General features: G+C 71.3%; 29 protein-coding genes and 3 pseudogenes. 14 read left to right on the top strand and 18 right to left on the bottom strand.

All coding sequences use genetic code 11. The features are described 5' to 3' along the window. Positions 1 to 8: 8 nt before the first annotated feature. Positions 9 to 674 (top strand): response regulator transcription factor, encoded by a 666-nt coding sequence (locus KIS93_RS47815; protein WP_080041918.1) that lies wholly within the window; start codon positions 9 to 11, stop codon positions 672 to 674. Continuing rightward, a complete protein-coding gene (locus KIS93_RS67940; RefSeq protein ID WP_080041919.1) occupies positions 671 to 1993 on the top strand; it encodes a sensor histidine kinase in 1323 nt (440 codons plus the stop codon). The genes KIS93_RS47815 and KIS93_RS67940 overlap by 4 nt, the downstream gene beginning before the upstream one ends. Before the next feature lie 3 nt (positions 1994 to 1996). Here KIS93_RS67940 and KIS93_RS47825 read toward each other — a convergent pair whose 3' ends face one another. Together KIS93_RS47825 and KIS93_RS47830 are read right to left on the bottom strand one after the other, a co-directional pair. Further along, the gene (locus tag KIS93_RS47825) at positions 1997 to 3175 is read right to left on the bottom strand and encodes an FAD-dependent monooxygenase (protein ID WP_080041920.1); all 1179 of its coding nucleotides are present in this window, start codon (positions 3173 to 3175) and stop codon (positions 1997 to 1999) included. Continuing rightward, entirely contained in the window at positions 3172 to 4569 is a 1398-nt protein-coding gene (locus tag KIS93_RS47830) for an MFS transporter (protein WP_080041921.1), read from the bottom strand. The genes KIS93_RS47825 and KIS93_RS47830 overlap by 4 nt, the downstream gene beginning before the upstream one ends. Positions 4570 to 4671: 102 nt before the next feature. On the opposite strand from KIS93_RS47830, the gene KIS93_RS47835 reads away from it, so the two are divergent. From KIS93_RS47835 to KIS93_RS47850, 4 genes are all read left to right on the top strand, one after another. Next, positions 4672 to 5307, top strand: a complete 636-nt coding sequence (locus KIS93_RS47835) for a TetR/AcrR family transcriptional regulator (protein WP_080041922.1) — start codon at positions 4672 to 4674, stop codon at positions 5305 to 5307. 91 nt (positions 5308 to 5398) lie between these two features. Then, the gene (locus KIS93_RS47840) at positions 5399 to 5878 is read left to right on the top strand and encodes a hypothetical protein (protein WP_186404852.1); all 480 of its coding nucleotides are present in this window, start codon (positions 5399 to 5401) and stop codon (positions 5876 to 5878) included. After that, positions 5875 to 6213, top strand: a complete 339-nt coding sequence (locus KIS93_RS47845; RefSeq protein ID WP_080041924.1) for a hypothetical protein — start codon at positions 5875 to 5877, stop codon at positions 6211 to 6213. Before KIS93_RS47840 ends, KIS93_RS47845 begins: the two co-directional genes overlap by 4 nt. Before the next feature lie 36 nt (positions 6214 to 6249). After that, the gene (locus KIS93_RS47850; RefSeq protein ID WP_080038912.1) at positions 6250 to 7887 is read left to right on the top strand and encodes an ISAzo13 family transposase; all 1638 of its coding nucleotides are present in this window, start codon (positions 6250 to 6252) and stop codon (positions 7885 to 7887) included. Positions 7888 to 7967: 80 nt separating this feature from the next. On the opposite strand, the gene KIS93_RS47855 is transcribed toward KIS93_RS47850, so the two are convergent. Continuing rightward, positions 7968 to 8876 carry a TAXI family TRAP transporter solute-binding subunit gene (locus KIS93_RS47855; protein ID WP_230465492.1) on the bottom strand — a complete coding sequence of 303 codons (909 nt, stop codon included), beginning with the start codon at positions 8874 to 8876 and terminating at the stop codon, positions 7968 to 7970. 26 nt (positions 8877 to 8902) lie between these two features. On the opposite strand from KIS93_RS47855, the gene KIS93_RS47860 reads away from it, so the two are divergent. Further along, positions 8903 to 9622, top strand: coding sequence for a Mut7-C RNAse domain-containing protein (locus KIS93_RS47860; protein WP_080041925.1), 720 nt, complete (start codon positions 8903 to 8905; stop codon positions 9620 to 9622). 55 nt (positions 9623 to 9677) lie between these two features. Here KIS93_RS47860 and urtE read toward each other — a convergent pair whose 3' ends face one another. Genes urtE through urtA form a run of 5 tightly spaced genes read right to left on the bottom strand, consistent with a single transcriptional unit; the run spans position 9678 to position 14156 of the window. Beyond that, a complete protein-coding gene (urtE, locus tag KIS93_RS47865; RefSeq protein ID WP_080041926.1) occupies positions 9678 to 10367 on the bottom strand; it encodes an urea ABC transporter ATP-binding subunit UrtE in 690 nt (229 codons plus the stop codon). After that, positions 10345 to 11097 (bottom strand): urea ABC transporter ATP-binding protein UrtD, encoded by a 753-nt coding sequence (gene urtD / locus KIS93_RS47870; RefSeq protein ID WP_080041927.1) that lies wholly within the window; start codon positions 11095 to 11097, stop codon positions 10345 to 10347. Before urtD ends, urtE begins: the two co-directional genes overlap by 23 nt. Next, complete coding sequence (urtC, locus tag KIS93_RS47875; RefSeq protein ID WP_080041928.1) at positions 11081 to 12103, bottom strand: urea ABC transporter permease subunit UrtC; 1023 nt, start codon at positions 12101 to 12103, stop codon at positions 11081 to 11083. The genes urtD and urtC overlap by 17 nt, the downstream gene beginning before the upstream one ends. Further along, positions 12100 to 12948: an urea ABC transporter permease subunit UrtB gene (gene urtB, locus KIS93_RS47880; RefSeq protein WP_080047129.1), complete on the bottom strand. Its 849-nt coding sequence runs from the start codon at positions 12946 to 12948 to the stop codon at positions 12100 to 12102. The genes urtC and urtB overlap by 4 nt, the downstream gene beginning before the upstream one ends. Further along, positions 12948 to 14156 (bottom strand): urea ABC transporter substrate-binding protein, encoded by a 1209-nt coding sequence (urtA, locus tag KIS93_RS47885; RefSeq protein WP_080041929.1) that lies wholly within the window; start codon positions 14154 to 14156, stop codon positions 12948 to 12950. The genes urtB and urtA overlap by 1 nt, the downstream gene beginning before the upstream one ends. A gap of 188 nt (positions 14157 to 14344) precedes the next feature. Between urtA and KIS93_RS47890 the strand changes: the two genes are divergently transcribed. The 7 genes from KIS93_RS47890 to KIS93_RS47920 are packed head-to-tail and all read left to right on the top strand — an operon-like array spanning position 14345 to position 20060. After that, entirely contained in the window at positions 14345 to 14647 is a 303-nt protein-coding gene (locus tag KIS93_RS47890) for an urease subunit gamma (RefSeq protein ID WP_080041930.1), read from the top strand. Beyond that, positions 14644 to 14955, top strand: a complete 312-nt coding sequence (locus tag KIS93_RS47895; protein ID WP_080041931.1) for an urease subunit beta — start codon at positions 14644 to 14646, stop codon at positions 14953 to 14955. Before KIS93_RS47890 ends, KIS93_RS47895 begins: the two co-directional genes overlap by 4 nt. Further along, a complete protein-coding gene (ureC, locus tag KIS93_RS47900; protein WP_281262000.1) occupies positions 14948 to 16654 on the top strand; it encodes an urease subunit alpha in 1707 nt (568 codons plus the stop codon). Before KIS93_RS47895 ends, ureC begins: the two co-directional genes overlap by 8 nt. Further along, positions 16654 to 17889, top strand: a complete 1236-nt coding sequence (locus KIS93_RS66455; RefSeq protein WP_230465493.1) for an urease accessory protein UreF — start codon at positions 16654 to 16656, stop codon at positions 17887 to 17889. The genes ureC and KIS93_RS66455 overlap by 1 nt, the downstream gene beginning before the upstream one ends. Before the next feature lie 16 nt (positions 17890 to 17905). After that, on the top strand, positions 17906 to 18580 hold the full coding sequence (gene ureG, locus KIS93_RS47910; RefSeq protein WP_080041933.1) for an urease accessory protein UreG: 675 nt from the start codon (positions 17906 to 17908) through the stop codon (positions 18578 to 18580). Then, the gene (locus tag KIS93_RS47915; protein WP_230465494.1) at positions 18580 to 19530 is read left to right on the top strand and encodes an urease accessory protein UreD; all 951 of its coding nucleotides are present in this window, start codon (positions 18580 to 18582) and stop codon (positions 19528 to 19530) included. Before ureG ends, KIS93_RS47915 begins: the two co-directional genes overlap by 1 nt. Before the next feature lie 53 nt (positions 19531 to 19583). Next, on the top strand, positions 19584 to 20060 hold the full coding sequence (locus tag KIS93_RS47920) for a hypothetical protein (protein ID WP_080041934.1): 477 nt from the start codon (positions 19584 to 19586) through the stop codon (positions 20058 to 20060). A 27-nt stretch (positions 20061 to 20087) separates the two neighbouring features. Here KIS93_RS47920 and era read toward each other — a convergent pair whose 3' ends face one another. The 10 genes and pseudogenes from era to KIS93_RS66475 all read right to left on the bottom strand — a co-directional run. Further along, entirely contained in the window at positions 20088 to 20996 is a 909-nt protein-coding gene (era, locus tag KIS93_RS47925) for a GTPase Era (RefSeq protein ID WP_230465495.1), read from the bottom strand. A 17-nt stretch (positions 20997 to 21013) separates the two neighbouring features. Further along, on the bottom strand, positions 21014 to 21496 hold the full coding sequence (locus KIS93_RS47930; RefSeq protein WP_080041936.1) for an NUDIX domain-containing protein: 483 nt from the start codon (positions 21494 to 21496) through the stop codon (positions 21014 to 21016). Between the two features lie 4 nt (positions 21497 to 21500). Beyond that, positions 21501 to 21812, bottom strand: a complete 312-nt coding sequence (locus KIS93_RS47935; protein WP_080041937.1) for a cytidine/deoxycytidylate deaminase family protein — start codon at positions 21810 to 21812, stop codon at positions 21501 to 21503. A 9-nt stretch (positions 21813 to 21821) separates the two neighbouring features. Continuing rightward, positions 21822 to 22454 carry a hypothetical protein gene (locus KIS93_RS47940; protein WP_155128374.1) on the bottom strand — a complete coding sequence of 211 codons (633 nt, stop codon included), beginning with the start codon at positions 22452 to 22454 and terminating at the stop codon, positions 21822 to 21824. Between the two features lie 382 nt (positions 22455 to 22836). Beyond that, on the bottom strand, positions 22837 to 23982 hold the full coding sequence (locus KIS93_RS47945; RefSeq protein WP_246005473.1) for a hemolysin family protein: 1146 nt from the start codon (positions 23980 to 23982) through the stop codon (positions 22837 to 22839). Then, positions 23979 to 24131: a hypothetical protein gene (locus tag KIS93_RS69570; protein WP_246005474.1), complete on the bottom strand. Its 153-nt coding sequence runs from the start codon at positions 24129 to 24131 to the stop codon at positions 23979 to 23981. Before KIS93_RS69570 ends, KIS93_RS47945 begins: the two co-directional genes overlap by 4 nt. Continuing rightward, positions 24128 to 24604, bottom strand: coding sequence for an rRNA maturation RNase YbeY (gene ybeY, locus KIS93_RS47950; protein WP_080041940.1), 477 nt, complete (start codon positions 24602 to 24604; stop codon positions 24128 to 24130). Before ybeY ends, KIS93_RS69570 begins: the two co-directional genes overlap by 4 nt. Then, positions 24601 to 24936: pseudogene (locus KIS93_RS66465) on the bottom strand (PhoH family protein); the annotation flags it as partial. The pseudogene KIS93_RS66465 and the gene ybeY, both read right to left, overlap by 4 nt. 258 nt (positions 24937 to 25194) lie before the next feature. After that, positions 25195 to 26025 (bottom strand): annotated as a pseudogene (locus tag KIS93_RS68515) (LAGLIDADG family homing endonuclease); the annotation flags it as partial. Next, positions 26008 to 26637 (bottom strand): annotated as a pseudogene (locus tag KIS93_RS66475) (PhoH family protein); the annotation flags it as partial. The pseudogenes KIS93_RS66475 and KIS93_RS68515, both read right to left, overlap by 18 nt. Positions 26638 to 26726 lie beyond the last annotated feature (89 nt).

The raw sequence follows: 26726 nt of genomic DNA on the forward strand, positions 1-26726 counted from the left end.
CTGGCGACATGCGAGTTCTGCTGGTCGAGGACGACGATCGGCTCGCCGCCGCCCTCACGAAGGCTCTTGCCCGGCACGGCCATGAGGTCGTCCGGGCGAGCCTGGCCGTCGACGCTCTCCGCCTGGCGGGGGGCGTCGACTTCGTCCTGCTGGACCTGGGGCTGCCCGACATGGACGGCCTGGAGGCGCTGCGCCGGCTGCGCCGGGTGTCGGCGGTGCCGCTGATCGTGGTGACCGCCCGTACCGAGGAGCGGGAGGTGCTGCGCGGCCTGCGTTCGGGGGCCGACGACTACCTGGTCAAGCCGTTCCGTACGGTCGAGCTGATGGCGCGCATGGAGGCGGTGGTGCGGCGGGGCACGCGCCCGCGCCCGCAGCGCGACGACGTGGTGAACGTCGGGGACGTGCGCATCGACCTGGAGGCGCGGCAGGTCACGGTGGCCGGGGAGGCGGTGACGCTGACGCGGCGGGAGTTCGACCTGCTGGCGATGCTGGCGCGCGAGCCGGGCGTGGTGCGCGGCAGGGAGGAGATCCTCGACGAGATCTGGGGCGACCCGCTGCTGTCGGCGTCGCGCTCGCTGGACGTGCACGTGGCGAACCTGCGCTCGAAGACCGGCCGCCCGGGGCTGGTGGAGACGTTGCGCGGCACGGGATACCGGCTGGGCTCGACGGCGTGAACTCGCGGCTCGTGGTCACGTTCACGACGCTGATCGTGTTCCTGGTGGCGGCGCTGGCGGTGCCGCTGGGCCTGGCCTACGCCTCGCACCGGACGAACCGGCTGCTGCTCGACCGCCGCGCCGACGCGACCCGCTTCGCGGAGCTGGCCGACCAGGCGGCCCGCGACGACGACCACACGGGGCTGATCGCCGAGATCAACCGCTATGCCGAGCTGTACGGGGCCGCCGTCCGCGTCCGTGACCGCGACGGCTCGCTGCGCCTGTCGGCCGGCAGCTTCGAGTCCGACGACCGGGACGCCCTGCGCCTGGCCCTGTCCGGGCGTACGACGGAGGACCTGCCGACGATCAGCCCGTTCGGCCCGGACACGGTGCTGCTGGCCGAGCCGGCCGGCCGGGACGCGCAGATCTCGGGCGTGGTGCTGCTGCAGGCCCCCACCGACCAGGCGCGGCTGGACGTGTCGCTGGTGTGGGGCGCGCTGGCGCTGGGGGCGGTGGTCGCGCTGGCGTACTCGGTGCTGGCGGCCCGGCGGCTGGCCCGCTGGATCCTGCGCCCGGTCACGGAGCTGGACCGCACCACGCAGGCGATCGCGCAGGGCCGGCTGGACGCGCGGGCGCACCCCGGCGTCGGCCCGTCGGAGCTGCGGCGGCTGGAGGAGCGCTTCAACGCGATGGCCGACGCGGTGGCGGGGGCGATGGAGCGGCAGCGGGCGTTCGTCGCCGACGCCTCCCACGAGCTGCGGACGCCGCTCACCGTGCTCGGGCTGCGGCTGGAGAACCTGGAGCCGCATCTGCACGGGGAGGGGACGGCCGAGTTCGAGGAGGCGATGGCGGAGCTGGACCGGCTGGCGCTGCTGGTGGAGGACCTGCTGACGCTGGCGAAGGTGGAGGCGGGCGCGGGCCTGGAGGCCAAGGAGGTCTCGCTGGCGCCGCGCCTGGCGACCTGGCGGGAGGTGTACGCGGCCGCCGGCGTCCGTTTGCTGACGGACATTTCCGAAATATCCACCATCCCGGAGGCCGCGGCCCGGATCGCCGACATCGCCCTCGACAACGCCCAGAAGTTCGTCCCCCAGGGCGGCACGGTCACCGTCACCCTGGACGACGGCGTCCTGCGCGTCACCGACGACGGCCCAGGGCTCAGCGAGGAGGAGCGGGCGGAGGCCCTGGGCCGCTTCTGGCGGTCGGGCGCCCACGCGAACGTGCCGGGCAGCGGCCTCGGCCTGGCCATCGCCGCCGAACTGGCCCGATCGTGCGGCGCCACCCTGAGCCTCCTGCCCGCCTCCCCGCACGGCCTGGTGGTGGAGCTCCGGCTCCCGCCCTGACCGTCAGGCCGCGGGAAGGGTCAGGCTGGAGTGGGCGGGGCGTTCCCGCGCGGCGGCCGGGGTGGTGGCGAGGGTGCGCAGCATGGTGTTGCGGCGCTCCAGGGCCTCGGGCGTGGTGGGGAAGAGGGCGGCGTCGCCGGTGCCGACCTGGGCCTGGTTCTCGGTGACGAAGGGGCGGGTGTCGCGTTCGTAGGCGGCGAAGGCCGCGGCGTGGTCGGGGTGTGCCGCCAGTGAGGCGGCCAGCATGTACGCGCCCACCAGCGCCAGGCTGGAGCCCTGCCCGGTCAGGAACGAGGGCGCGTAGGCCGCGTCACCGACGAGCGCGACCCGGCCGGCCGACCAGCGCGGCATGCGGATCTGGCTGACCACGTCGAAGAACAGGTCGTCGGCGTCCCGCATGGCGGCGAGCATGCCGGGGACCTCCCAGCCGGCGCCGGCGAAGACGCCGGCGACCAGGTCCCGCTGGGCCCGCGGGTCGCGGAAGGCCGAGTGCGGCGGCTGGGGGCGGGCGAAGGTCAGCAGGGCGTGCAGCTCGTCACTGTCGCCGGCGGCGTAGAGTGCGGCGGCCCGGCCCGGGGTGCTCCACAACACGCCCTCATGGGCGAGCCCGAACGTATTGGGCACGGTGAAGCCGGCGAAGCAGTAGCCCAGGTAGTGGTGGAAGGGCTCCTCGGGGCCGAACGCGAGCCGCCGAGTGTGCGAGTGCAGGCCGTCGGCGCCGATCACCAGGTCGAACGTGCGCCGGCCGCCGCCGCGGAAGGCCACGTCCACGCCGTGCTCCGACTGGTGGAGGGTGTCGATGGAGTCCCCGAACAGCAGCTCCACATCGTCCCTGATCCCCGCGTGGAGGGCGGTGGCCAGGTCGCCCCGGCGTACCTCGAGGTCCTGTCCGGCGACGCCGCCGTCCAGGGCGCGCGGGTCGAGGGAGGCCACCTCGATGCCGTCCGCGTCGAGGAAGGTCATCCTGCGCGTGTCGACGTGCGCTGCACGCAGCCGGGGCAGGATCCCCATGCGCCGGACGACCTCCAGCGCGGTGCCGCGGATGTCGATCGGGTAGCCGCCCGTGCGTGGGCTCCCCGACTTCTCGACCAGGGTGACGGCGAAACCGTACCTCTGGAGCCAGAACGCGAGCGCGGGACCGGCGATGCTGGCCCCGGAGATGAGGACGGTGCGGACGTTCATGCCTTGTCTCCTTTTTTCACGATGCGGAACACCACAACGGACAGTGCGGTGACGACGCCGGCCAGGCCGAAGCCGGCGACGAAGCCCCACTCGGCCGGGACGCCGGAGGCGGGCTCGACGGCGGCGGTCAGGATCGCGCCGGTGGCCTGGACGCCCACGGCCGAGCCGATCACGCGGGTGACCAGGACCAGGCTGGTGGCGATGCCGGTGTCGTCCTGATCGACGGCGGCGGTGGTGCTGGAGATCAGCGCCGTGATGCAGACGCCGCCGGCGAGGGCGATCAGCGCCTTGGCGACGACGAGGTGCCAGACCTCGGTGTGCAGGACCGTCAGGCCGAGCAGGGCGGCCGCCATGACGGCGATCCCGATGACGGTCACGGCACGGGTGCCGAACCGCCGCGCCGCGATCCCGCCGATCGGCCCGCTCGCCGCCGCGGCGACGAGGCTGGGCAGCAGGTACTTCCCGATGTCGGTGGCGCCGGCCGCGAAGCCGTACCCGTCGGCGGACGCCGCGAGGAGCTGCGTGACGAGGTACGTCGCCACCGACGTGCCGACGCAGACCGCGAAGGTGATCACGCACGAGCTCCACATGCCGGGCACCGCCAGCATGCGCAGATCGACCATCGGCGCGGCGGCCCGGCGCTCGACGGCCACCCATCGGGTCGCGAGCACGACCACGAGCACCGCGAGGCCGCCGACCAGGAACGGCTGTGAGATGAGGCTGGGCACCATGGCGAGCCAGGCCATGAGCGCGAGCAGCGTGGCGCTCAGCAGGAGCATGCCGGGCCAGTCGATCCTGGCCTCCGCGCGGGCCGGCGGATCGTGCGGCATCAACGCGTTCACCAGCAGCGTCGCCACGACGATGGCGAGCGTCGGCAGCGCGAACATCCAGTGCCGCGACAGCCCCTCCGCGACCGGTCCGGCGATCAGCGTGCCGGCCATGCCGCCGCCCATGAACAGCCCGGTCACCAGGCCGATCGCCACCTGGGACTCGCCCGGCGGGAGGTATTTGCGTACCAGGATGAACGACAGGGGCAGCGCGCCCAGCATCGCGCCCTGCAGCACCTGGCCGACCAGCAGCACCGGCAGGTTCGGCGCCAGCGCGGACAGCAGGCCACCGGCCGCGACCACCGCCATCAGCCGGATCAGCACCCGCTTGGCGCCGTAGCGGTCGCCGAGCTTGCCGGCCACGGGCGCGAACAGGGCGCCCGTGATGAGCAGCGTGATGCTGAGCAGGGCTCCTTGGGCGGGGCTGAGGGCCAGCTCGCGTTGCAGGAGCGGGAGCGCCGGCGTCACCACCGACTCCAGGGCGGCGGTGGCCACGGCCAGCATGCCGAGGGCGAGGACGGCGGGTCTTCCGATGTGGGGCGGGGCGGCTGTCGACGTACGGGACATGGACGTCCTTTCCGGTTTCGGTTTCCGGGAGCGCGTCAACCACACTACACCGTGCAGTGTAGTTCGCTACACCGATGAGTGTAGCTCCGCTAGGATCCGTGCATGCCGACCACGAAGACGCTGCGTGCAGGGTCCGCCCACAAGCGGGCCGCCATCCTGACGGCGGCCCGGGAGCTGTTCCTCACCGACGGCTTCGACCGCACCAGCGTCGACGCGATCGCCGCCCAGGCCGGGGTGTCCAAGCGGACGGTGTACGACTACTTCGGCGACAAGCAGACCCTGCTGCGAGCCGTCCTCGACGCCGTCGGCCAGTCACTGGTCGCCACGATCCGGCGCACCCTCGACGACACCCTCACCGACGTCACCGAGGCCGGGGAGCTGGAGACCGCCCTGGTGGCGTTCGCGATGCGGATCGCCACCGACATGCTCGACTCGGCCGAGTACGCGACGCTGCAACGCCTGGCCCAGACCGAATCCGACCACCTGCCGCACCGCGACGACCAGCTCATCACCTACGCCCCCGACGAAGCCCTCGGCGAACGCCTGGCCGCCCTCGCCCGCGCCGGCCTCCTCGACGCCCCCGACCCCCGCCTCGCCGCCGACCACTTCATCGCCCTGACCTTCGGGGTCGCGCTCAACCGGCTCGGCTCGGCCAACGCGGCCGAGGACGATCGCGTTCGGCCCCTCGTCATCGAAGGGGTACGGGCGTTCCTGCGCGCGTATCGAAGGGAGGCATGAACAGGAGAAAAACCAGGTCCACTGGTCGATGGACCGTACTTCGAAGGCGATCCACTACCTGAAATGAGACTTCCAAGGTACTGTGGATGTCATGTCGACGCCCTTTGAGGACGTGCCCTTCAGTGAGCTGCTTCACCACCCAGCGGCCACCGCTCGGCGCCTTGACACAGTCCGTGCCCTGCGCCTTCGCCGACGGGACGCGAGCGACCTTGCGCTCATCCGCGCCGACCAGCTGGAGCAGGACTCCACCGTGGTCGACTTCACTGCCCGCCTGCTCGCCGGGCTGGTCCGCACCGAGAACGTCGCCGCGCTACGTCAGGCCCTGCCCGATGCTCTACCCTGGTCAGTCTTCCTTCCCGAGGAAGATATCGAGGCGATGCTCGGCGAGCTGGTGAACACGGCCCGGGGAGCTGCCGCGCTGGAGAACCTGGCGCCCATCGCGCTGCTGCTGGCTCAGTGGCGGCACAGTGCCGAGATCTATGCCGACCCGGCCTTGCACGCCATCCTCACCCGCGAGCCCGAGGGCGACCTCGGCCCTGTCCCCGTACCCGAAGGCGAGACGGCCGAGTGAGCCCCAAGCGCGGCGACCGAGCGGCCCCGCCACCGGTCGGTGACGAGTTCGACCTACGCTTCGCCAACGCCGAGGCGGCCAGCGGCTGGGACCACCTCTCCCGCCATGCGACGGGAAACCTCCGCCGCGCCTTCGACAAGATCCGCTCTGCCCCGCGTGCCACCGATGATCCCCAACGTCACCACCGCCTCAAGGGCGCGCTCGGCTTCACGGCTTGGAAGGGGCAGATGCTGGAGCGGTGGCAGTACGAGGTCACCGGCGGCGGCCGCATCTGGTACCTCATCGACGACGCCAATCGCACCGCCTGGATCACCTATGGGCCTGCAGAGAAATAACTCGTAGCATTCCGGGTTCGCGGTCGATGGTCTGGTATGAGCGTGTCGGCGGAGACCGTAGAGATGCTGGCTGCGAAACTTGAGGTGATCTTGCCGCATCTGGACGAGCGGCAACGCCGGCTGCTGCTCGGTGCCGAGGCGCGCGCACTGGGGCACGGCGGGATCCGGGCGGTGGCCCAGGCGGCGAGTGTCCGCGAGGCCACGGTGTCACGGGGCGTGGATGAGCTGGAGGCGGGCGCCGAGCCGTTGGGACGGGTCCGTCGGCCAGGCGGAGGACGGAAGCGACTGGTCGACATCGACCCCCAGTTACGGGCCATGCTGCTGGCGCTGGTGGAGCCGGATGAGCGTGGGGATCCGACCTCGCCGCTGCGCTGGACCACCAAGTCCACCCGCAAGCTGGCCGGTGAGCTCACCGGCCAGGGGCACCGGGTGTCGGCCGACACCGTCGCCGACATCCTGCGCACTGAGGGGTTCAGCCTGCAGGGCAACGCCAAGACGCTGGAGGGCGGCCGGCACCCGGATCGCGATGCGCAGTTCCGCCACCTCAATGAGCAGGTCCGCGCGTATCGCGATGCCGGACAGCCGGTGATCAGCGTGGACACCAAGAAGAAGGAACTGCTCGGGCCGTTCAAGAACGCCGGACGGGAGTGGCGGCCGGCCGGTGAGCCGGTGCTGGTCAACGTCCACGACTTCGCCGAGTCCGCATCCGGGAAGGCGATCCCGTACGGCATCTACGACATCGCGGCCAACACCGGCTGGGTGAACGTCGGCACCGACCACGACACCGCCGCGTTCGCGGTCGCCTCCATCCGCCGCTGGTGGCATGCCCAGGGCAGCGCCGCTTACCCGCAGGCCACCCGGCTGCTGATCACCGCCGATGCCGGCGGCGCGAACGGCTACCGCACCCGCGCTTGGAAGAGCGAACTGGCCGCTCTGGCCGCCGAGACCGGCCTGACCATCACCGTCTGCCACCTGCCGCCCGGAACCTCGAAATGGAACAAGGTGGAGCACCGGCTGTTCGCCCACATCACGATGAACTGGCGCGGCAGACCGCTGACCAGCCACGAAGTGGTGGTCAACAGCATCGCCGCCACCACCACGAGCACCGGATTGCAAGTGCAGGCCGCACTTGACACCGGCGTCTACCCGCTCGGCGCCCGCGTCAGCGACGCCGAGCTGGCCGCCCTGCCCCTGACCCGGCACCTCTTCCACGGCGACTGGAACTACACCCTGCACCCCACCCTGGACACCGACCCCGACGCCACCGGTCACGACCAACCGGCCGAACGGTGGGACCCGCAGGTCCTGTCCGATCCCACCCTGACCGGCATGCCCCGCCCGGAACTGGACCGCCTGACCATCAACCTGCAAGCCCGCGATCAGCAACGCCCGCGAATCAAAGCGGGCCGGCCGCCCACTGTGGCGTTCACCGACCAGGTCCTGCTCACGGTGCTGCACCAGCGGCTGGGCCTTGCCATCGAACCCCTGGCGGTTCTGTTCGGCACCAGCCGGACCACCGCCTACCGCACCACCCGAAGCATCGGCCTACTCCTCGATCAGCACGGCACCCACATCCCACCCGCACCCACCCCGCCTGGGCTGCTGCGCGTCCTGCACGCACGCGTCCTCGCCGAAGACACCAAGGCCGCCAACAAGATCAAACCCGCGTGTTAATAATCTGCAGGTCCTATGCGGGCACCGGGCACCCGAAAGCCACTGACTGACACCTCTTGTCCGTGCCACCGCTGCTGCCTTCAGCCGTACACGGAGCGGTAGTAGCGGGCCGCGCCCGGGTGCAGCGGCACGACGCCGGTGCCGATCGCGTAGCGTTCGTCGAGCCGGCCGCCCGGGGCCGACGGGGCCTGGAGGCGGTCGCGGGCGCTGAACAGGGTCTCGGTGATCGTGTACGCCAGGTCGGCGGGGAGCGAGCCCCGGCACATCAGGTAGCTGGGGGTCCCCACCGTCCGTACGGTTCTGGCGCCCCCGTACGTGCCCGCCGGCACGGACGCGTCCTCGTACACGGGCCCGAACCGCCGCCGCAGCACCGGCACCAGCGTCTCCAGCGACACCAGCCGCACGTCGTCCCGCGCGGCCAGGGCAGGGGTGGGCACGCCGCCGGACCAGAAGAACGCCTCGATGCGGCCGCCGCGCAGCGCCTCGATGGAGGCGTCGAGGTCGAGCCGGGCGACGGTGGGCGGCGTGCCGAGCGAGGCCGCGGCCAGGATGCGCGTCGCGGTCACCGCCGTCCCCGACCCTTCGACGCCGATGGAGACGGCCTTGCCCGCGAGCTGCCGCACGGTGGTGATCGCCGAGTCTTTGGCGACGACCAGATGCACGTAGTTGAGGTACATCCGGGCCAGCGCGGCGACGGGCTGGTGCCGTACGCGTACCGCGTCGTCGGCGGTGTCGGCCAGCGCGAACCCGGCGTCCGCGCGCCCGTCCGTCATCATCGTGAGGTTCTGCACGCTCGCGGCGGTCGGGATCTCCCGCACGCGCATCCCGCCGCGCCGCAGCTCCTGCGCGAGCCGGTCCCCCAGCTCCCGGTACGGCCCGCCGGCCAGCCCCGTCGCCAGCCGCAGCTCGAACGATCCGTCTTCGGACCCCGAGCACCCGGCCACCGCGAGCGCGGCGAGCCCGAGCAGGGTGCGGCGGGATATAGGCATGAATTCACGTTAGCCGGTGGAACAGAATGGACGATGTGACGACCGCACGCCTGCGCATCGCCCCAGAGCTGAGGATGTTCCTGCCCGCGAGCCGCCGCCACGAGTGGCAGGAGGTGACCCCCGACCGCACCTCCACGCTCGGCCATCACGTCGAGTCGGTCGGCGTCCCGCTGACGGAGGTGGGCCCCATGCTGCTCGACGGCCGGGGCGTGCCGCCGTCGTACCAGCTCACGGCGGGCGACGTGGTGGACGTGCACCCGGTCCCCCGCCCCCAGCCGCTCCCCGACGAGCCCCGCTTCCTCCTGGACGTGCACCTCGGCACGCTGGCCCGGCGGTTGCGCCTGCTCGGCATCGACACGGCGTACCACAACGACATGGACGACCCGGCGCTGGTGGTGCAGGCCAACGAGGAGCGGCGCGTGCTCCTCACCCAGGACCGCGGCCTGCTGCGCCGCCGCGCGCTGTGGCTCGGCGCGTACGTGCGCGGCTCCGCCCCGGCCGACCAGCTCCGCGACCTCCTCGAACGCTTCGCCCCGCCCCTGCGCCCGTGGACGCGCTGCACCGCCTGCAACGGCGTGCTCGTGCCCGTCACCAAGGACGAGGTCGAGCCCGTGCTGGAGGACGGGACGCGGCGCAGCTACGACGCCTACGGCCGGTGCGCGTCGTGCGGCCAGGTGTACTGGCACGGCGCGCACAGCGGCCATCTTGAGGAGATCGTGCGGTCGGCGCGGGCCTGGGTGTCGTGACGGTCAGGCCGAGCTCGTCCGGCGTCGGCGCCGAGCCGGCGCAGGACTACGAGCTCTAAACGGCCAGCAGCCGCCGTACCTCCTCCTGTTGGAGATCGTCGGCAACGCCCGTCCGTACGACCCGCCCGCCGTCAAGGATGACGAACGTGTCGGCCAGTCGCAGCGCGATGTCCAGGTACTGCTCCACCAGCAGCACCGCCAGCCCGGCCCCGTGCAACCGCTCGATGGCGGCCTCGATCTCCAGGATGATCGACGGCTGGATGCCTTCCGTGGGCTCGTCGAGGATGAGCATCCGGGGCCGTGTCACCAGCGCCCGCGCCATGGCGAGCTGCTGTTGCTGACCGCCCGACAGGTGCCCGGCGCTCCGCTTCAGAAGCGGCCGGAGGGCGGGGAAGAGGTCGAGGGCCTCGTCGATGACGGAGCGGGGCTGGCCGGCGGCCTCGACGGTCACCAGCAGGTTGCCGAGGACGGACAGTTGCGGGAAGCACTGGTGGCCCTGCGGGACGTAGCCCATGCCGAGCCGTACCCGTTCGTGCGGTTTGAGGCGGGTGACGTCGCGGCCGTCGAAGGTGACGGTGCCCGCCGTGGCGGGGAGCACCCCCATGATGGTGTTGAGCAGCGTGGTCTTGCCGACCCCGTTGCGTCCCATGACGCACACGAGCTGCCCGGGCCCCACCTCCAGTGAGACCCCGAACAGCACCCGCGCCCGCCCGTACCCTGACTCAAGGCCGGTTACCGACAGCATCCTCGGCCTTCCTCCTCCCCAGGTAGACCTCCTGCACGCGGGGGTCGGCGCTGACCTGGTCGATCGAGCCCTCCACGAGCACCTTGCCCTCGTGCAGCACGGTCACCGTCGAGGCGTGCCGCCGCAGGAATTCCATGTCGTGCTCCACCACGATCACCGTGTGGTCGTCGGCGATCTCGGTGAGCAGTTCGCCCGTACGCTCGCGCTCGTCCTTGGACATGCCGGCCACCGGCTCGTCCAGGAGCAGCAGCTTGGGCCGCTGCGCCAGCAGCATGCCGATCTCGAGCCACTGCCGCTGGCCGTGGGAGAGAACGCCCGCTGAACGCTCGGCGAGGTCTTCGAGACCTGTCCTGGTCAGGGCCTGCTCGACGGCTTCGGAGATGCCGCGCCGCCGGCGGGCCAGGGACCACAGGGGTTGTCTGAAGGTGGCGGCCAGGTCGAGGTTCTCGATCACGGTGAGCTCCTCGAACACGACCGATGTCTGGAACGTGCGGCCCACGCCCAGCCGGACGATCTGGTGCTCCTTCCGTCCGACGAGGTCGAGGCCGCCGAAGCGCACGCTGCCCCCGGCGGGCTTCGTCAAACCGGTGATGACGTCGATGAGCGTGGTCTTGCCCGCGCCGTTGGGGCCGATGAGGAAGCGCAGCTCCCCTTCGGGCACGGTCAGGTTCACGCCGTCGAGGGCGCGGAACCCGTCGAAGACGACCTGGACGTCACGTAGTTCGAGCACGGCGCAACCTCCCGACGACGCCCACGATGCCCTTCGGGGCCAGCGTCATGACCAGGATGAACAGGGCCCCTTGCAGGTAGAGCCAGCCGTCGGCGAACTGCTCGCTGAACGCCGTCTTGGCGTACCCCATGACGACCGCCCCGAGCACGGCGCCGGCCAGCGCGTGCCGGCCGCCGACGGCCACGGCGACGACCAGCTCCAGTGACGGGACGACGCCGAGCAGCGCGGGCGAGATGATGCCGACGACGGGCACGAACAGGGCGCCCGCGAGCCCGGCCATGCCCGCCGAGGCGGCGAAGGTGACGGTCTTGACGAGGGCGGGGTCGTAGCCGAGGAAGCGTACCCGGTCCTCGCCGTCGCGGACGGCGACGAGCAGCCGTCCGTACCGGCTGTGCACGAGCTGCCGCGTGGCCAGGTACAGGATCCCCAGCACGGACGCGACCACCAGGTAGAGGCCGCGCTGCGTGGAGTCGTCGGCGAGGTCCTGGCCGAACAGCTCGAAGAAGTTCGTCATGCCGTTGGTGCCGCCGGTCAGGCCCTGCTGGCCGACGAGGAGGATGACCATGGCGGCGGCCAGCGCCTGGGTGAGGATCGCGAAGTACGCCCCGCGTACGCGCTGCCGGAACACCAGCGTGCCGAGCAGCACCGCGAGCAGCACGGGCCCGAGCACGGCCATGCCGACGGCGAAGACCGGGCTGGCGAACGGCGCCCACAGCGCGGGCAGTTTCTCCACCCCGCTCCACACCATGAAGTCGGGCAGCCCGCCCGGCCCGGCCTCGTTCAGCTTGAGGTACATGGCCATGGAGTAGCCGCCGAGCCCGAAGAAGACGCCCTGTCCGAGCGTGAGCATGCCGCCCTGCCCCCAGGCGAGCCCGATCCCGAGCGCGACGATCGCGTAGCACAGGTACTTGGCGAGCAGCCCCAGCCGGAACGGCTCCAGCAGCAGCGGCGCCGCGACGAGCGCGATCACCGCCACGGTCGCGAAGGGCAGATGTCTCTTGATCACGTCAGCACCCTCGACCTCAGCACGAACATGCCCTGCGGCCGCACTTGCAAGAACGCGATGATCACCGCGAAGACGATCACCTTGGCCAGCGACGCGTCGGACCAGAACTCGGCGTAGGAGTTCAGCAGTCCCAGCGCGACGGCCGCGAGCACCGCCCCGCGCAGCTGCCCGAGCCCGCCGGCCACGACGACGAGGAAGGCGTCCACGATGTAGTACGTCCCGAGCGCCGGCCCGACCGGCCCGATGAGCGTCAGCGCCACCCCGGCCACCCCGGCGAGCCCGGAGCCGATGAAGAACGTCAGCATGTCCACCCGCCCGGTGTCGATGCCGCTGGTGGCGGCGAGCTGCCGGTTCTGGACGACGGCCTGCGTCCGCCGCCCCAGCCCGGTCCGCGTGAGGTAGACCCACACGGCCACCACGCCCGCCACCGCGAGCCCCATGATGAACAGCCGGTTGTACGGCAGGATCCCCACCCCGCCGGCCAGCCACGACGGCGCCGGCACCTGCACGTTCGGCGCCCCGAACAGGTCGCGGGCGAGCTGCTGCAGCACGAGGCTGACGCCCCAGGTGAGCAGCAGCGTGTCCAGGGGCCGCCCGTAGAAGTGCCGGATCGCGGCCCGCTCCAGGATCAGCCCCATGACCCCGGCGACGAGGAACGCCACCGGCAGCGCCGGCAGCAGTCCCCCCATCAGGTACGCGGTGTAGGCCCCGGCCATGATGAACTCGCCGTGCGCCATGTTGATCACGCCCATCTGCCCGAACGTGAACGTCAGCCCGAGCGCGATGAGCAGCAGCACCGCCCCGATCGACAGCCCGATGGGCAGCTGGTTGAGGAAGGCCGCCATCACTGCCCCGCCGCCAGGCCGGCCGCCCACGGGTACCCCTTGAGGTACGGGTCCGGCTTGATCGGCTTGCCCGAGTCCCACACCTGCTTGATCAGGCCGTCCGGCTGGATGATGCCGATGCGGGCGGTCTTGTACATGTGCTGGTTCTCGCCGTCGATGATGACCAGCCCTTCGGGACGTTCGAGCGCGATGCCGGGCGCGGCCTTCTTGACGGCCGCGACGTCGGTGCTGCCCGCCTTCTTGACGGCCTCGGCCCACAGGTAGACGGCGTTGTAGCCGGCCTCCATGGGGTCGGAGGTGACCTTGTTCGCGCCGTACTTCGCCTTGTACGCCTTCACGAACGCCTCGTTGGCCGGCGTCTCGGTCGTCTGGTAGTAGTTCCAGGCGACCGGGTGGCCGGCGATGTTGTCCACGCCGATGCCGGTGACCTCCTCCTCGGCGATACTCACCGACAGCACCGGCATGGCCTCGGCCGTCGCTCCGGCGCTCTTGAGCTGCTTGAAGAAGGCCACGTTGGAGTCGCCGTTGAGGGTGTTGAAGACGGCGTCTGGCTTGGCCTGCACGACCTTGTTGACCAACGTCGAGTATTCGGTGTGGCCCAACGGGGTGTACTCCTCGCCGAGGATCTCCATCCCGTTCGCCGCCGCGTACGCCTTGATGATCTTGTTCGCGGTCCGCGGGAAGACGTAGTCGCTGCCCACCAGGAACAACTTCTTCTTCCCCTGCTCCTTCAGGTAGTCGAGCCCGGGGATGATCTGCTGGTTCGTGGTCGCGCCGGTGTAGAAGATGTACGGCGAGCTCTCCAGCCCCTCGTACTGCACCGGATACCACAGCAGCGCCTTGTACCGCTCGAAGACCGGCAGCATCGCCTTCCTGCTGGCCGACGTCCAGCCGCCGAAGACGGTGGCCACCTTGTCCTGCCTGATCAGCTTCGTGGCCTTCTCCGCGAACGTGGGCCAGTCGGAGGCCCCGTCCTCCACCACCGGCACGAGCTTCTTGCCGAGCACACCCCCGGCCTTGTTGATCTCTTCGATGGCGAGCAGCTCCGCGTCGCGCACGGTGACCTCGCTGATCGCCATCGTGCCGCTGAGGGAGTGCAGGAGGCCGACCTTGATCTCGCTTGAGGAGGCGGCGGGTTCGGCGCCGGATCCGCAGGCCGCCAGGGCCAGGGCGAGCAGCGCGGCGACAATCGGACGGGAGATGCGCACAGGAGTTCCTTCCTGCCGACCGGTTCTGCGAGAAAGGTGACTCCGGGACATTTCACTTGAAGATCCCGTTTGTTAATTGGCGATTGCCGGACGTTCACAAAGACACGGGAAATTCATCCGCGCGGCGCGAAACCAACACGACATGCGTACGCAACAGCGCGGAAACGGCCGGTTCCTAAGGTCCGGCCATGCGGCTTACCTCACACGAGCAGGAGCGGCTGCTCATCCACGTCGCCGCCGGTGTGGCGCGCGAGCGGCAGGCCAGGGGCCTGCGACTCAACCACCCAGAGGCTACCGCCATCATCGCCTCGTTCCTCATGGAGGGCGCCAGAGACGGGCGCAGCGTGGCCGACCTGATGGAGGCGGGCCGGTCGGTGCTCGGGCGCGCCGACGTCATGGAGGGCGTGCCGGAGATGCTGGAGAGCGTGCAGATCGAGGCCACGTTCCCCGACGGTACGAAGCTCGTCACCGTCCACAGGCCGATCCCGTGATCCCCGGCGAGTACGCGCACCCGGAAGGCGCCATCGCCCTCAACCCGGGCCGCGACCGCGTCACCGTGCGCGTCGTGAACACGGCCGACCGGCCCGTGCAGGTGGGCTCGCACTACCACTTCGCCGCCGCGAACCCGGGCCTGGAGTTCGACAGGAAGGCCGCCTGGGGGCGGCGGCTCGACGTGCCCGCGGGCACGGCCGTCCGGTTCGAGCCGGGCGTCGAGCGGGACGTGACGCTGGTGCCGCTGGCCGGCGCCCGCGTGGTGCCCGGCCTGCGGCCGGAGTGGGCGGGGCCGCTGGATGGCTGACATTACGCGCGCCCGATATGCCGCACTTTATGGCCCCACGACCGGCGACCGGATTCGCCTGGCCGACACCGACCTGTTCATCGAGGTCGCCGAGGACCGCTCGATGGGCCCCGCCGGAGCCGGCGACGAGGCCGTCTTCGGCGGCGGCAAGGTCATCCGCGAGTCGATGGGCCAGGCCCGCACCACCCGCGCCGACGGCGCCGCCGACCTCGTCATCACCGGCGCTGTGATTCTCGACCACTGGGGCGTGATCAAGGCCGACGTCGCCGTCCGAGACGGCCGCGTCGCCGCCATCGGCAAGGCCGGCAACCCCGACACGATGGACGGCGTGGACATCGTCATCGGCCCGTCCACCGAGATCCTGTCCGGCAACGGCAAGATCCTCACCGCCGGGGCCGTCGACTCGCACGTCCACCTCATCTGCCCGCAACTCCTCGACGAGGCCATCGGGTCCGGTGTCACGACGGTCGTCGGGGGCGGCACCGGGCCCGTCGAGGGCACCAAGGCCACCACCGTCACCGGCACCTGGTACCTCGGCCGCATGCTGGAGTCGCTCGACGCGTACCCGCTGAACTTCGCCCTGCTCGGCAAGGGCAACACGGTCAGCACCGAAGGGCTGCTCGAACAACTCCGCGCCGGGGCGTCCGGCTTCAAGCTACACGAGGACTGGGGCTCCACCCCGGCCGCCATCGACGCCTGCCTCACCGTCGCCGACGCCTCCGGCGTGCAGGTCACCATCCACACCGACACCCTGAACGAGGCCGGCTTCGTCGAGTCCACCCTCAAGGCCATCGGCGACCGGATGATCCACGCGTACCACACGGAAGGGGCCGGCGGCGGGCACGCGCCCGACATCATCCGCGTCGCCGCCCACCCCAACGTCCTGCCCTCCTCCACCAACCCCACCAGGCCGCACACCGTCAACACGCTCGACGAGCACCTCGACATGCTGATGGTCTGCCACCACCTCAACCCGTCGATCCCCGAGGACCTCGCCTTCGCCGAATCCCGCATCAGGCCCACCACCATGGCCGCCGAGGACGTCCTGCACGACATGGGCGCCATCTCCATGATCGGCTCCGACTCGCAGGCCATGGGCCGCATCGGCGAGACCATCATCCGCACCTGGCAGACCGCCCACGTCATGAAGGCCCGCCGCGGCTCCCTCGGCCCCGGCCCCGCCGACAACCTCCGCGCCCGCCGCTACGTCGCCAAATACACCATCTGCCCCGCCATCGCCCACGGCCTCGACGCCGAGGTCGGCTCCGTCGAGCCCGGCAAGCTCGCCGACCTCGTCCTCTGGGACCCGGCCTTCTTCGGCGTCAAACCCGACCTCGTGCTGAAGGGCGGGTGGTGGCGTGGGCGCAGATGGGCGACGCCAACGCCTCCATCCCCACCCCGCAACCCGTCCTGCCCGCCCCATGTTCGGCGCCTCCCCCGTCACCGCCGCCGCCACCTCCCTCCACTTCGTCTCACCCCTCGCTCTGGAGTCAGGGCTCGCCGACCGCCTCTCCGTCCGCCGCCGCCTCGCTCCTGTGGCGGACGTACGACGCCGCGGCAAGTCCTCCATGCCTCTGAACGACGCCCTCCCCCGCATCGACGTCGCCCCCGACACCTTCGAGGTCCGCATCGACGGCACCCTCATCGAGCCCGCCCCGCCACCACCCTGCCCCTCGCCCAGCGCTACTTCCTGTTCTGATGCACCCGTCCCTGCTCCTCCTCACCGACTCCCGCCTCCCCGCCGGCGGCCACGCCCACTCAGGCGGCACGGAACGCGCGATCGCCTCGGGCACGGTCCACGACCTCCCCTCCCTGTCCTCCTTCCTCCGCGGCCGCCTCCATACGGCCGGCACCGTAGCCGCCACCCTGACCGCCACCGCCTGCACCCAGGCGGCGGCACAGGCGGCGGCGCTGCGAAGGGCCGGGCCAGCGACGCCGCATGCGGCAAGCGAAGCGGAGCGCACCCCCTCAACGCCGCCCTCTCCCGCGCCTCTCACCGCGCCGCGTCGGCGGGACGTGGAACGGACGAGCCCGGCGCACCTCCACAACGCCCAGCCCACCGCCACCGCCTGCACCCAGGCAGCAGCGCAGGCGACGGCACAGGCCGCAGCACAGGCGGCGCCGCAGGCGACGGCGCAGGCGACGGCGCAGGCCGCAGCGCAGGCGGCGGCGCTGCGAAGGGCCGGGCCAGCGACGCCGCTTGCGGCAAGCGAAGCGGAGCACACCCCCTCGACGCCGCCCGCTCCCGCGCCTCTCACCGCGCCGCGTCGGCGGGACGTGGAACGGACGAGCCCGGCGCACCTCCACAACGCCCAGCCCACCGCCACCGCCACCGACGCAGCACCCGACAGCCGACCGGCACCCGACAGCCGACCGGCACTCGACACCCAGCCAGCACCTGATACCCAGCTGGCACCCGACACCCACGCCACACCCCCGCACGCCACACCCCTGCACGATGCGGCGCCGCACCCGTGGCTGGTGCTCGATGCCGAGGTGGATGCCAGGACGGCCAGTCCGGCTCAGCGTGACGCGTCCCGTGCCCAGGGCCGGCTGCTCCTTCGCGTCGCCCGCCGCGTGTGGCCGCACCCCGTCCTGGACGACCTCGCCGATCTCATCCCGAGCCCCCATCACCCCGTCGCCCTGGGCGCGGCGGCATACGCGGCGGGCGCCACCCCAGAGGAGGCGGCGCTGGCGGCGGCGTACCACGCGATCACCGGCCCGGCGACAGCGGCCGTGCGGCTGCTCGGCCTGGACCCGGTGGCGGTGCACGCCCTGCTGGCCGACCTCACCCCCGACCTCACCGCCGTGGCCGCCCAAGCCTGCCTGCCCACCTCGGGGGGCTGGGAGTCGCTGCCCGCGTACTCGTCACCGGCCCTCGACCTTCTGGCCGAGCAGCACGCTCAGGCCGAGGTCCGGCTGTTCATCTCATAGAAGGAAGGACCCCGACATGGGAGCCCATCACGACGACCACCACCACGCCCCCGACGGCCGCGGCAGGGCGCTGCGCCTGGGCATCGGCGGCCCCGTGGGCAGTGGCAAGACGGCCCTGGTGGCCGCCCTGTGCCGGACGCTCGGCCCGTCGCTGTCCCTGGGCGTGGTGACGAACGACATCTACACCACCGAGGACGCCGACTTCCTGCGCCGCGCGGGCGTGCTCGACCAGGAGCGCATCCTGGCCGTCGAGACCGGCTGCTGCCCGCACACGGCCATTCGCGACGACATCGCCGCGAACCTCGACGCCGTCGAAACCCTGGAGCACCGCTTCGGCCCCCTGGACCTGGTGATCGTGGAGAGCGGCGGCGACAACCTGACGGCGACGTTCAGCCGGGGGCTGGCGGACCGGCAGATCTTCGTGCTGGACGTGTCGGGCGGCGACAAGGTGCCCCGCAAGGGCGGCCCGGGCGTCACGACGGCGGACCTGCTGGTGGTCAACAAGACCGACCTGGCTCCGATGGTGGGCGCCGACCTGGGCGTGATGGCCCGCGACGCGGCGAAGGTACGTGGCGAGCGCCCGGTCCTGTTCACCTCGATCCGCCAGGAGCCCACGGCCGCCACGGTCGCCGAGTGGGTGTCCGACCAGGTACACGCCTGGTCCCACACCCACGCGTCCCCCGTCTCCTGATGACCACCCGAGCCGAGGCACTGCGGGGGGACGAGCGGCCGCACATGCCGGACCCACCGCCGACGGCAGGACAGGCGGACGTGCCGGCCCCACCACCCGCGGCCGGACAGGCGGACGTGCCGGGCCCACCGCCCGCGGCCGGACAGACGCACGTGCCGGGGGCGGTGGGCCTGGCGGTCGGGCGGCGGGCGATGCGGGCCAGTGCCGCCGTGGCGACCGCGCTCGCCCCGGACGGCCGTACCGTGATCAGCCGTCTGGCCTCGGCGCCTCCGCTGACGTTGCGGCAGACGGGCCCGCACACCGTCCACCTCGTCTCCACGGCGGCGGGCCCGCTCGGCGGCGACCGGCTGGCCCTCCACCTGGACGTCGCCCCTCACACCATGCTGGAGCTGGGCTCGGTGGCGGCCACGCTGGTGCTGCCCGGCGAGGGCCCGTCCGAGCTGCTGGTCACCGCCCGCGTCGGCGCGGGCGCCACGCTCCGCTTCACCCCGGAGCCGACGGTCCTGGCCGCCGGTTGCGACCACCGCCTCCTGGTACGGCTGGCGCTGGAGGCGGACGCGAGCGTCCTGTGGCGCGAGGAGATCGTGTTCGGCCGCCACGGCGAGGCCCCGGGCCGCTGCCACGCCCGCTTCGACGCCACCCGCGACGGACTGCCGCTGCTCAGGCAGGAGTTCACGGTCGGCGACCCGGAGCTGGACGCCTCGCCGGCGGTGTACGGCCCGGCCCGCTGCGTCGGCACCACGTTCCTGACGACGGGGGTGAAAGAGACGGCGCTGGCCGAGGGGGTGGCCGTGCTCCCCCTGGCCGCCCCGGCCACGCTGGTGTCCGCGCTGGCCGCCGACGCCGTCCAGCTCCGTGCCCGCCTGGAGTGGGGCGAGCGCACGGCGATGGCAGGAAGTCCGCCGCACCCGCATCAGAGCGAACTGTCCGGAGCCGCCACGCCGAAGTGACGACTCCGTTGCGTACGGTGGTGAGGCGCCCGTGCCCGGCATACGCTGATCGTGTGGCCGACGACCTCATGCCCACGCCCGCCCGCCCGAGACTCCACCGCGGCTACCCGCTGGCCGTCGCCGCCGCCGGCGCCCTGCTCGTGTTCTGCGCGGTCCTGCCGTGGGCGGGGCTGCAGGCGACGAGCAGCCTCATCGCCGGCGGGGTGGCCAGTGACGTGCGCGGCATCGACGACCCGTTCGGCGTCTACACGTTGATGGCGGGGCTCGCGGCGCTGGGTTGCGGCCTGGTGGGCCTGCTGTCGCCCCGCCCCAGGCTGGCCGCCCTGGCGGTGGTGCCGGGCGGCGTGGCCGTGGTGGTGCTGCTGAAGTTCGTGATCGGGGGCGGCGGTGACCTGCGTGACCGGATCTCGTTCGATCTCGGGGGGTTGTTGTCGATCGAGCCGGTGATCAGGTTCGGCTGGTTCGCCGCGCTGGGGTGCGCGCTGGCCGTCGTCGCCCTGTCGATGCTGACACTGGTGCGGCGCCGCTGACCCCAGCCCCGGACACAACCGCCGACCTCAGTCGTAGAAGCCGAGCCGCCGCAGCTGCTTGGGGTCGCGCTGCCAGTCTTTCGCCACGCTGATGCGCAGGTCGAGGTAGACGCGCGTGCCCAGCAGCGCCTCGATCTGCTTGCGGGCCTTGGTGCCGACCTCGCGCAGCCGCTCGCCCTTGTGCCCGATGACGATCGCCTTCTGGGACGGCCGCTCCACGAACATGTGGGCGTAGATGTCGAGCAGGTCGTCGCGCCCTTCGCGGGGCAGCATCTCGTCGACGACGACGGCGATGGAGTGGGGCAGCTCGTCGCGTACGCCCTCCAGCGCCGCCTCCCTGATCAGCTCGCCGACCAGCACCTGCTCGGGCTCGTCGGTGAGCTGGCCGCCCTCGTAGAGGGGCGGCGACTCGGGCAGGTGCTCGATCAGCACGTCGGCCACGACGTCGAGCTGGTCGCCCGACTGGGCCGACACGGGCACGATCGCGGCGAACTCCGCCACCTGCGACACGGCGAGCAGTTGCTCGGCGACCTGCTCCTTGCTCGCCAGGTCGCACTTGGTCACGACGGCGATGACGGGCGTCTTCTTGATCGCCGACAGCTTGTCGGCGATGAACCGGTCGCCCTTGCCGATGGGCTCGTTGGCGGGCACGCAGAAGCCGATCACGTCGACCTCGGTCAGCGTGGACAGCACGAGGCTGTCGAGCCGCTCACCGAGCAGCGTGCGCGGGCGGTGCAGGCCGGGGGTGTCGACGATGATGAGCTGGGCGTCGGGGCGGTGCACGATGCCTCTGATGACGCGCCTGGTCGTCTGCGGTTTGGACGAGGTGATCGCCACTTTCGTGCCGACCAGGGCGTTCATCAGCGTGGACTTGCCGACGTTCGGCCTCCCCACGAAACAGGCGAATCCGGCGCGATGGTTGTCTGGCGAAGTCACATGTGCATTGTGTCCCATCATCGAGCGTGTTCACGCCACCACGCGAACGCCTGGGGCGCCACGCCGGGTGTCCAGGGCGTCGTGTCGTAGCCGGGCAGCTCGTGCTCGGCCACCCAGCGGAAGTCGTTGATCTCGACCCCGTCGGGCCGGGGCGCGGCGGAGCCGGGGGTCAGGGCGCAGGCGTAGGCGGCGATGACGTAGCCGACCTCGTGCCCGTTCGGGTAGAGCGTGCGGAACTCGGGCCCGCCGTACACGCCGATCAGGCCCCGCACCTCGATGTCGACGGCGAGCTCTTCGCGCAGCTCCCTGACCACGGCGTCCTCGGGCCGCTCGTCGGGGTCGACGCCGCCGCCGGGGGCCGCCCACCGGCCCACGTCGCCGTGCCTGGCCAGCAGCAGCCGGCCCTCGTCGTCGAACACGAACCCCGACACCGAAGGCAGCATGATCAGATCGCCGCCGACCTTCTCCCGCAGTCTCGCCAGGAACGGCGACATCGGCATGTGGTCAGCCTCGCAGGGTGCCGTCGGGGCCGGCCACGAGCAGCTTGCCGGCGCCCAGCTCGGCCGCGACCGCCTCGTCGGCGGGGCTCGGGTCGCCCTCGCTCACCAGCGCGACGGCCTCCAGGGACTGCGCGCCGCTGGAGATCGCCATGGCCACCGCCACCTGCACGGCCGACAGGGTCAGCGCGGACAGGGCGACGTTCGTCGCGGAGTAGGTGCGGCCGGTCTCGTCGCGCACGGCCGCTCCCTCGGCGGAGCCGTTGCGCGCCCTGGCGGCGCGGGCCAGGGTGATGATCTTGCTGTCTTCAGGGTTCACCCAACCAGGTTAGGTGCTGACCATGGAGATCGCCGCCTCGACCACCTTCCTGGTACGGGCGGCGTCCACATCGTTCATCCCCGTGTGCACCACGGATACCAGTGTGTCCCCGACGCGGGACAGGACGACGTCCATCGCGTAGGGGTAGCCGTTCAGCCGTCCCTGCAGCCGTGCCGCGACGGCCTCGTCCCCGGCGTCCCGTACGGGCAGCTCCCGCAGCCGCAGGTCGGTGCCGCTGGAGGTGTGCACGGCGCGGCAGGCGCCCATCGCCTCGGCCAGGGCGCGCAGGTGCCCTTCGGCCTCCTCGTTCGCGTAGCGGGCCAGGCCGACCCCCGCCTGCTCCCCGAGCCCGTCGCCGTGGTAGCTGACGGCCGCCTGCGCGGTCAGCGCCTGCCGGGGCGCCCGCCCGCCGGCCGGTTCCAGCACGGCCCGGCAGTTCCTGTCCGCCTGCCCGAACGGCATCCGCCACGCCTGCTCCGGCCGGACCGTGAACCCGTCGGGCAGCGGCGGCTCCTTGTGCAGCACGTCGCGCAGCTGCGCCATGGCCTGCGCGTCGAGGAAGCTCTCCGCTCCCCCTCCTCCGCATCCCGTGAGGAGGCCCGTCACCAGCACCGAAGCGATGATCCAAGGTTTTCGTTCCATGATCCCCCCTTGGATCGCAGCCTCCCCAACCGACGAATGCGGCAATCCACCGGAGTGACCACCAACACGCAAAAAGGGTGTTCCCATCCGGTTTTCCGGACGAGAACACCCTTTACGCCGATCAGCGTCGCGACCGGCAAGCAGCCGAGACGCTGTCGTCCCCCCAGGGAGACCCCCTCCGGCCGCGAACCCCACCCGGCCTTCGGACGACTCCCTTTGTGACACCCACCGCACTGGATGTCGTGATGTAAGAGTGCCGGGCGCGGCTTGCAGAAGACTTGTAGAACGCTTGCGGCTTCCGCCCACATTCGTCCCGACGCAGGTCAAGGGAGCTTCGCCGCACCCGGAACCGACTCGCGGGCCAGCCGGGCTCAGCCGTGGCTCAATCGCGCTCCGCCACCGCCGGGACGACCTCGTCCTCCGGCGGCGTCACCCGGCGCACCACCACCGTGCTGATGCGGTTGCGCCGCCCCGCCAGCGTCTCCGCCGTCAGCGACAGCCCCGCCACCTCCGCCTGCGACCCCGCGATCGGCACCCGCCCCAGCGCGTGCGCCAGCAGCCCGCCCACGGTCTCGACGTCGTCGACCTCGATCTCGGTGTCGAACAGCTCGCCCAGCTCGTCCACCGGCATCCGGGCCGTCACGCGCAGCCCGCCGTCGGGCACGGCCTCCACCCGGGGCGCCTCCTGGTCGTACTCGTCGGTGATCTCACCGACGATCTCCTCCAGGACGTCCTCGATCGTGACCAGGCCCGCCGTGCCGCCGTACTCGTCGATGACGATCGCGATGTGGATCTGCCGGGCCTGCATCTCCCGCATGAGCTGGTCGATCGGCTTGCTCTCCGGCACGTACGCGGCCGGCCGCATGATCGACTCGACCGTCTCCTTGCCTCCGCCCTCACCCGACTCGTGGATCTTGCGGGCGATGTCCTTGAGGTAGGCGATGCCGACGACGTCGTCCTCGTTCTCCCCCACGACCGGAATGCGCGAGAAGCCGCTGCGCAACGCCAGCGACAGCGCCTGACTGATCGTCTTGCCGCGCTCGATGTAGACCATGTCGGTACGCGGCACCATCACCTCGCGCACCAGCGTGTCACCCAGCTCGAACACCGAGTGGATCATCTCGCGCTCGTCCGGCTCGATCACCCGGCGCTCCTCGGCCAGGTCGACCAGGTCACGCAGCTCGGCCTCCGACGTGAACGGGCCGTCACGGAAGCCCTTGCCGGGCGTGAGCGCGTTGCCGAGCAGGATCAGCAGTTTGGGCAGGGGGCCGAAGATGCGGGTCAGGCCGTACACGATGGGCGCGCTGGCCAGCGCCACCGGCTCCGCGTGCTGGCGCCCCAGCGTGCGCGGCATGACCCCGACCACCACGTAGCTGATCAGGATCATCACGACCGCCGCCCACACGTAGGCCCAGCCCTGATCGTGCATGAGATCGATGAACAGCAACGTCGCGATCACCGTCGCGACCAGCTCGCAGCTGAGCCGCAGCAGCAGGAGCAGATTCAGGTAGCGCGGCGGATCGGTCACGATCGCCTGCAACCGCGCCGCCCCCGCCGGCCCTCGCGCGCGTACTCCTCGGCACGCACCCTGGAGATGCGCGTCAGTGCCGTTTCCGCACTGGCGATCAGGCCACCGATCACGACGAGCGCGATGGCCAACGGCAACCAGGCGTTCACCGCGGGTTGCGCACCTCCTGCCACGACTCGAGGAGCCGGGACTGCAAGCCGAACATCTCCTTGTGCTCCTCCGGCTCGGCGTGATCGTAGCCGAGCAGGTGCAGGATGCCGTGCGTGCACAGCAGCTCCAGCTCGTCGGCCGTGCTGTGCCCGGCCTCCTCCGCCTGCCTGGCCGCCACCTGCGGGCACAGCACGACGTCGCCGAGCAACGCCGGATCGGCCGGCCCCTCCGACTCGCCGCGCGCGCCGCCGCCGGGTCGCAGCTCGTCCATCGGGAACGCCAGCACGTCCGTCGGGCCCGGCTCGCCCATCCACTTCTCGTGCAGCTCCGCCATGGCGTCCTCGTCGACCACGACGATGGACAGCTCGGCGAGCGGGTTGATGCCCATCTCGCCGAGCACGTGAGCGGCCAGGGCGACGATGCTCTCCTCGTCGACCCCCACGCCGGACTCGTTGTTGATCTCGATGCTCATGGCCGCCGCTTCCCCCGCTGCTGAATGGCCTTCGGCTCCTGGGCCTGCTGCGTGGCGTCGTAGCGGCCGTAGGCGTCGACGATCTCGCTGACCAGCTTGTGCCGCACGACGTCGGCGCTGCTCAGCCGGGCGAAGTGGATGTCGGGGATCCCGTCGAGGATCTCCTGCACCACCCGCAGCCCGCTCACGGTGCCGGACGGCAGGTCGACCTGCGTGACGTCACCGGTCACCACGATCTTCGAGTTGAAGCCGAGCCTGGTCAGGAACATCTTCATCTGCTCGGCCGACGAGTTTTGCGCCTCGTCGAGAATGATGAAGGCATCGTTGAGTGTGTTGTGGGTGAGCAGGAAGTCCTCGGTCACGTAGAGCGAGTCCTCCGCCGCCACCTGGATGCACACGCACTCAGCGGTGCCGCGCGGCTCGATCCGGTCCACGTAGCGCATGGGACGACCGCCGCCGTGCTTGCGGTAGACCTCCGCCTTCCGCGACAGGCGGAAGGGCTCGATGCCCTCGGGAAGCCGGATGTCGAGGACGTGCGCGTCGTGGCGGTGATGGACCTCGCGCCCTCCCGCCAGCCCTGGCTTGCGGCCCTTCGCCAGGCGGGTGCGCGAGTAGGCGACGCCTCCGAGGGACTGAACGAGGAAGACGACGTCGTCACGAAGCCGCGCTGAGACGGTGGAGAACTGGATCCGGCAGGTGCGGCCGTCCTGAATGACAGGACCGCCGTCGGCGTCGAGCAGCCCCTGGAGAACCGCGAGCCTGATCTCCGGCGTGTTACGGAGGTAGACCTCCGGAACGAACTTCGTGGACGAGCCACTACCGGACAGGCCCAGCCGCCGCATGACGTCGGTGACCGGATTCGCGATCGTCATGCTGTCGCCGGGCTGTCTCACCCTGTTGAGCACGTAGTCGGGCCCGCTCCTCCACCGCACTTCGATGCCTGGCAGGGCGCCTTCCAGCGCCTCGGCCAGCTCAGGATCGTTGGAGGCGAAGCTCGGAGTCGTCGTGCCGGTGATGCAGCCGTCCCCGAGCAGCAGCCCGAGTGCGTACGCGTCCATGGGGACGTCCCGCTCGGGGAAGCAGACCGGTGCGCTGAGCAACGGCAACTCCCACTTGTGGTGGTGAGCCGTGCGCAGGTCGCCGATCATGTCCTTGGTCTGCAGCACCCGCCACGGCTTGCCCCGGTTGGCGTCATCGCGGGTACGGACGGCCCAGAGGTGGTCCTCGGAGGCGAGCACCGAAGCACCGTCCTGGCTGAAGAGACGATAAATCGTCTTCTCACCTTGCGGGTAGACGCCCAGTACGGGGGTCGGCTCGCCGTTCGACCCGATGACGAGGTCGCCGACTTCGAGCTCCCCGATGGAGCGCCATCCATCAGGAGTTAGAACGCCTGTTCCCATTGGGAGTGCCCTGCCACGCATATATGCGAGCGGCGCCACCTCGATGGTCCCCGCCGCCATGAGCTTGGGGATCGAGTCGGGGTCGACCATGTCGTGCAGCGCGTCGTAGAGGGGCCGCAGGTAGGGGTCGATCTTCTCGTAGAGGGTGCCGGGCAGGAAGCCGAGCCGTTCGCCCGCCTCGACCGCCGGGCGGGTCAGGATGATGCGGTTGACCCGCTTCTCCTGGAGCGCGCGCACGGCCTTGGCCATCGCGAGGTACGTCTTGCCGGTGCCCGCGGGCCCGATGCCGAAGACGATCGTGTGCTTGTCGATCGCGTCGACGTAGCGCTTCTGGTTGACGGTCTTGGGGCGGATGGTGCGGCCGCGCGAGGAGAGGATGTCGAGCGACAGGACCTCGGCGGGGCGGTCGGAGGTCATGCGGAGCATGGCGATGCTGCGCTCGACCGCGTCGGGGGTGAGCTCGCCGCCGCTGCGCAGGACCTCGACGAGCTCTTCGAAGAGCCGCACGACGGTGCCGCTCTCGTCGGGGCTGCCGGTGACGGTGATCTCGTTGCCGCGCACGTGGATGTCGGCCCTGAAGGCGCCCTCGATGACACGCAACAGCTCGTCGCGGGAGCCCAGGAGGCTGACCATCGGGTATTCGTCCGGTATCAGCACCTTCGCTTGAGTCCGCGAGGGAGGTGCCGTGCGTCGGGATTCGTGTAGTTCGGACATGGGCAGGC

Origin of the sequence: [Actinomadura] parvosata subsp. kistnae (assembly GCF_900323885.1) — a bacterium.
Lineage (GTDB): Bacteria > Actinomycetota > Actinomycetes > Streptosporangiales > Streptosporangiaceae > Nonomuraea > Nonomuraea composti.